The 5,808-nt window shown below is 59.5% G+C and carries 4 protein-coding genes; all 4 read left to right on the top strand.

The features are described 5' to 3' along the window. Window positions 1–542: AEC family transporter (locus R6T97_RS10510; protein ID WP_410349247.1), on the top strand; the 542-nt coding region annotated here is incomplete at its 5' end. A gap of 161 nt (window positions 543–703) precedes the next feature. Further along, a complete protein-coding gene (locus R6T97_RS10505) occupies window positions 704–1,804 on the top strand; it encodes an efflux RND transporter periplasmic adaptor subunit (protein ID WP_410349246.1) in 1,101 nt (366 codons plus the stop codon). Continuing rightward, window positions 1,804–4,968 (top strand): efflux RND transporter permease subunit, encoded by a 3,165-nt coding sequence (locus R6T97_RS10500; protein ID WP_410349245.1) that lies wholly within the window; start codon window positions 1,804–1,806, stop codon window positions 4,966–4,968. Before R6T97_RS10505 ends, R6T97_RS10500 begins: the two co-directional genes overlap by 1 nt. 135 nt (window positions 4,969–5,103) lie before the next feature. After that, a partial coding sequence (locus tag R6T97_RS10495; protein ID WP_410349248.1) for a metal ABC transporter solute-binding protein, Zn/Mn family occupies window positions 5,104–5,808 on the top strand: 705 nt, incomplete at its 3' end.

Genomic DNA, 5,808 nt, shown 5'->3' with positions numbered 1-5,808 from the left:
GGAATGCCCCCGAGGTTCACGATGAAACCCAAGGTGATCCCGATGATCAGCGCATTGTTGAACATTGCCTTGAGCACCTTGCCGCTTTGCCGGGCAAGGTGCTCAAGGCAATGTTCAACAATGCGCTGATCATCGGGATCACCTTGGGTTTCATCGTGAACCTCGGGGGCATTCCGTTACCGGCCGTATTTACGGACGCCGTTGATCTGATGATCCGCGCCGCCTTGCCTGCGGCTCTTTTTGGTCTGGGTGGTGTGCTGTACAGGTACCGGCCTGAGGGCGATATGCGCACAATCCTTTTTGTCGTCGCCATTTCGCTGGGGCTTCATCCGGTGATCGTCTGGGGGCTGGCGCAGGCTAATGACCTTTCGGATGCCGCCCTGCGATCAGCGATCATGACCGCTGCCATGGCTCCGGGGATCAACGCCTATGTTTTTGCCAACATGTACGGCAAGGCGCGCAGGGTTGCGGCCTCTTCGGTGCTGATGGGGACTGGCTTGTCTATATTCACCGTCTGGCTCTGGCTTTACGCCTTACCCTGACAGCCCTCGACCTGACCAATCAGGGCAGACGCATTGAAACGCCGGATATACGGGACAGTGATCGCCGTTGCAAAAGACAGCTTTCGGCATCCCTATCCGTGATGCCGTTGACTTAGCTGCCGCTACGCTATCTTAACCGCAGGCCATGACGGAGTAGGACTATGCGCTTTATCGGATTTCTCGCGGTTATCCTGACCTGCATAACCGTCCCGATCCACGCACAAACCCGTGCAGCCGCGGTCAGCGTACAGGCGGTAGAGATGCGAACTCTTGCTGAAACGGTGCCGGTCTTTGCCGAAGTGACGACGGCGCGCGATGGCAATGTCGCCGGACGGGTCGCGGGAAATGTCGAAACAGTCGTCGTTCTGGCCGGATCGCGCGTGCAATCCGGTGATTTGCTTGTTGAACTCAACGATGATCTGTTGACGATCCAGGTTGCACAATCCGAGGCCCAACTGGCCGAAGCGGAAGCCGGGATCGAAACGGCGCGTGCGCGCGTCGACCGCGCGCGCACATCGCTTGCCCGGATCGAGGCGTTGCGCGGCGGATCTTCGTTCAGCCAAGGCCGGTTCGATGACGCGCAGGCCGATTTCCTCGAGGCCCAAGCACAGTTTGTCGAAGCGCAAGCGCGTGAAAAAAGCGCCCAGTCGCGTCTGGTCGAGGCACGGTATCAGCTTGAGCGCAGCGAAATCGTGGCGCCGTTTTCGGGTGTCGTGCTGGAAGTGAACACCATCCCCGGCGCCTTCATTCAGGCCGGTACGCCAGTCGTGCGCCTGTTGGACACGGACGCGTTTGAAGTGCAGGCCAATGTACCATCACGCTATACCGCGTTTTTGACACCCGGCCAAACCGTGACAGCCAGCACGGAATTCGGAACGGAGTTGGCATTGCAACTGCGGGCAGTTCTGCCCGTAGAGGACCCGTCAACGCGCACCCGTGCCGTCCTTTTTGCTGCAACATATCCGTCAGATCTGAGTGATGCGGCCGTCGGGCAATCCCTGACGGTTGAAATCCCCGTTGGGGAGGCGCGCGAGGTCCTGTCGGTGCCGAAAGATGCGCTGGTCCAGACATCGGGCGGTTGGACCGTCTTTGTGGCCGCTGAGGATCAGGCCCAGCCGCGCCCCGTGACATTGGGTGTGCCGTTGGGCGACCGTTACGAAGTCATCAGCGGGCTTGCACCCGGTGATCTGGTCGTTGTGCGCGGGAACGAGCGTTTGCGCCCCGGTCAGGCGATCTCGGCCAGTCCGCTGGAGACGAACTGATGGATTTCATCCGCTATTCCATCGAACGCCCCGTTGCGGTGATTGCCGCTGTCCTGATGGCGATGCTGTTCGGGGCATTGGCGCTGACGCAAATCCCGATCCAACTGGCGCCCGATGTGCGAAAACCCATCGTCGTCATCTCGACAAGTTGGCCCGGTGCGGCACCGTCGGAAATCGAGCGCGAGATCGTGAACCCGCAAGAAGAGACCCTGCGCGGCCTTGACGGGCTGGAGATCATGACATCCCGCTCGCGCACGGGGCAGGCCGATGTTACGCTGGAATTCGCCATAGGCACGGATATGAGCCAGTCACTTTTACTGGTGTCCAACCGTCTGGATCGTGTCGGCGGCTATCCGGCTGAGGCTAATGAACCAACGCTGAATACGTCCGGTGCAGACGACAGCCCGATTGCATGGGTCCTGATCACAGCGGCAGAGGGCAATACCCGGCCAATGCCAACCTACGGTGATTTTCTGGAAGATATCGTCAAGGACCGGGTGGAGCGTATCCCCGGCGTCGCAGCTGTAAATGTCTTTGGCGGTGTGACCCGCGAATTACAGGTGGTCGTTGATCCGCAACGCCTGTCCCGCTTTGGCCTGACCGTGCCAGAGGTGGTGCAGCGTTTACGCGCCGAGAATATTTCAATCTCGGCGGGTAACGTCGATGAAGGCAAGCGCCGCTATGTGGTGCGGACCGAAAGCAACCTGAACACCGAAGAGGCGATCCGCAATGTCGTACTGCGCTCGGATGCCAGAAATGGCGGAACCGGGCGGGTGCGCGTCAGCGACGTAGCTGATGTGGCGTTTGAATATAAGGAATCTACAGCGCGGCTGCGCTACAAGGGCGAGCCGGGTCTGGCCCTGAACGTGGTGCGCGATGCCGGTGCGAACGTCATCACAGTGATGGAAGAACTGAGGCAGGTTCTGGCTGATCTGCAGGCCGGTCCGGTCGCTGCGCAAGGTCTGGTGATGGAGCAGATCTATGACGAGACACTCTATATCGAGGGTGCGATCGACCTTGTGACGCAGAATATCTACATCGGTGGCGCGCTTGCGGCGCTGATCCTGATGCTGTTCCTGCGGTCACCGCGCGCCGTGGTGATCATCTCGCTTTCGATACCGGTGTCTATTGTCGCGACTTTCGTCGTGATGGCAGCCACAGGCCGGACGCTCAACGTGATCTCACTGGCGGGCATCGCCTTTGCGGTCGGCATGATCGTGGACGCGGCGATTGTGGTGCTCGAAAACATATACCGGTTGCGTGAAAGGGGCTATTCGCGGCGAGAGGCCGCTTATCTGGGGGCCAAGCAGGTCTGGGGTGCGATCCTTGTATCGGCTCTGACCACCGTTCTGGTCTTTGTCCCGATCCTGATCATGCAACTTGAGGCAGGCCAGTTGTTCCGCGATATCGCGGTGGCGATTTCCGTGTCGGTCTTGTTATCGCTCGTCGTTGCCGTCACCGTGATCCCTGCCTTGTCCAGCCGCTTGCTGCGGCGCGATGATCAAAAGGCCATAGCCATCTGGGGGGTGGACCATCTGGCGCGGGGTTTCCGCAATCTGGTGATGGCCTATGTGCGCTTGACGGTGCGCTTTCGCAGTATCGGTATCCTCATGGTTGCGCTCATTGCGGGCGGTGCCGCCGTCGCCAGTTGGACCTTCCTGCCACGTCTTGAATATCTGCCCGAGGGCAACCGGAACCTTGTGTTCGGCCTCATCATCCCGCCACCGGGTTATAACCTTGAAACGACCGAGACCATTGCCCAACGCATCGAGGAGGTCGCCGCACCGCTATGGGAGGCCGCACCGGCACTGGAGACCGAAGACGGCATCCCGACAATTGACAGTTTCTTTTTTGTCGCCACGCCCGGCAATTCCTTTGTGGGGGCAGGGGCGGTCGATAGCCTGCGCGCAGGCGATTTGATCCCCGTACTCAGCCGTCCGATTTTTGCGGAACCGGGCACCTTCGGCTTCATGACCCAGCCGTCGCTTTTCGGGCGCGGTGTTGGCGGGGGGCGGACGATTGAACTCAATGTTTCCGGTCAGGACCTTGACGATATCCTGGGTGTCGCAGGCCGTGCCGCCGGCATTGTCTCGACACTCCTGCCGCGATCCGAAGGCCACCAGTTCCGCCCCATTCCTGGGCTCGAGCTGGGCGCGCCCGAAGTGCGCCTGATCCCTGATCGCCTGCGCCTTGCGGATGCCGGACTGGATAGTTCCGGTTTGGCGGCAACAGTGGATGCGTTCAATGACGGTTTGCGCGTGGCAGAGATTACCGTGGGTGCTGAGCGTGTCGATCTGGTCCTCAAGGGCGATCCTGCCATCAATCAAGCGGTGCGGACGCAGGATGTAGGCAACTATCCGGTCGTCACACCGTCCGGGCAGATCGTGCCGGTGTCAGCCTTGGCCGATGTGGTCCTGACCGCGGGCCCGACCGAGATCAGGCACCGCGAACGTCTGCGGACCGTCACACTTGAAGTACGCCCTGCCGATAACCTGCCGTTGGAACAAGCGGTGGAGTTGCTGGAAACAGAGGTCGTCGCGGTGCTGCAACAGCAGGGTATCCCCGATGACATCCGCCTGAACGTATCTGGCACAGCCGACCAGCTAAGCCAGACGTGGGCGGCCATCCAGATCAATCTGGTCGTGGCGCTTATCATCGTCTTCCTTGTCATGGCGGTCTTGTTTGAAAGCTTTGTGCTGCCGCTTGTCATCATGATCGCCGTGCCCGTTGCTGCGGCGGGCGGGGTCGGAGGTTTGGCCGTACTCAACCTCTACCAGACGCAGCCGATGGATATGCTGACGCTTTTGGGTTTCGTGATCCTTGTGGGCATTGTGGTGAACAACGCGATCCTGATCGTCCACCAGACGCTTTTCCATTTGCGCGAAGAGGGGATGGAACCCGTCGCGGCCATCGAAGAGGCGACGCGCAACCGCATCCGCCCGATTTTCATGTCCACGCTGACCAGTGTCATGGGCATGTTGCCTTTGGTTATCTTCCCCGGTGAGGGATCAGAGCTTTATCGTGGCTTGGGTGCCGTGGTTGTGGGTGGGCTGTCGGTGTCGGCGTTCCTGACGCTTTTGACCGTGCCGCCACTCCTGCGCCTTGTGTTGCGCAAGCCCGAGCAGCATGAGGAGAGCATTGGCGCAATTGCGCCTGCCGAATAGATGCGCAAAGCTTGATAAATATCGAAGCTATGTGAGAATTTGCGAATAGTTCGCATTTTGATGTACAATTGCGAATAAGTCGCATAATCAGCTTTTGGATTGACACTGCGCTTATGAAGGGACACTTGAATGACGATGATCACGCGCCTGTTTTCAGCAGCTTTTTTTGCGGCCCTGTCCACTGTCGCAATGGCGGATGAGGATCGGTTCAAGGCTGTTACCACCTTTACCGTTATTGCCGATATGGCGCAGAATGTGGCAGGTGACGCCGCCATCGTCGAAAGCATCACCAAGGCGGGGGCAGAGATCCACGGCTATCAACCGACGCCCCGCGATATCATTCGCGCACAGCATGCTGACCTGATTTTATGGAACGGGCTTAACCTCGAATTGTGGTTCGAGCAGTTCTTCCGCAACGTGTCCGATGTGCCAAGCGCGACGATCAGCGATGGCATCGTGCCAATGGGCATTTCGTCAGGCGAATATGACGGCATGCCGAACCCGCACGCATGGATGAGCCTGCAAAGCGCGCTGATCTATGTCGACAACATCCGCGATGCATTTATTGCGCATGACCCCGACAACGCCGAAACCTACCGCGCGAACGCGGAAACCTATAAGGCCGAAATCACCGCGACGATCGCACCTTTGCGCGAACGGATCCTCGCGATGCCCGCCGCGCAGCGCTGGTTGGTCACTTGCGAAGGGGCATTCAGCTATCTGGCCCGGGATTTCCGGATGCAGGAACTTTACCTGTGGCCCATCAACGCCGACAGCCAAGGCACTCCGCAGCAGGTGCGCCGCGTCATTGATACGGTGCGCGAAAATGACATTCCTGCG

The organism is Yoonia sp., from assembly GCF_046498525.1.
Lineage (GTDB): Bacteria > Pseudomonadota > Alphaproteobacteria > Rhodobacterales > Rhodobacteraceae > Yoonia.
Note: the sequence above shows the minus strand (reverse complement) of the source record. Positions and strands in the feature narration are given on the sequence as shown.

What these genes read in the sequence shown, in the direction of transcription:
- R6T97_RS10505 (WP_410349246.1), top strand. Translation starts at nt 704, where the DNA reads ATGCGCTTTATCGGATTTCTCGCGGTTATCCTGACCTGCATAACCGTC.
- R6T97_RS10500 (WP_410349245.1), top strand. Translation starts at nt 1,804, where the DNA reads ATGGATTTCATCCGCTATTCCATCGAACGCCCCGTTGCGGTGATTGCC.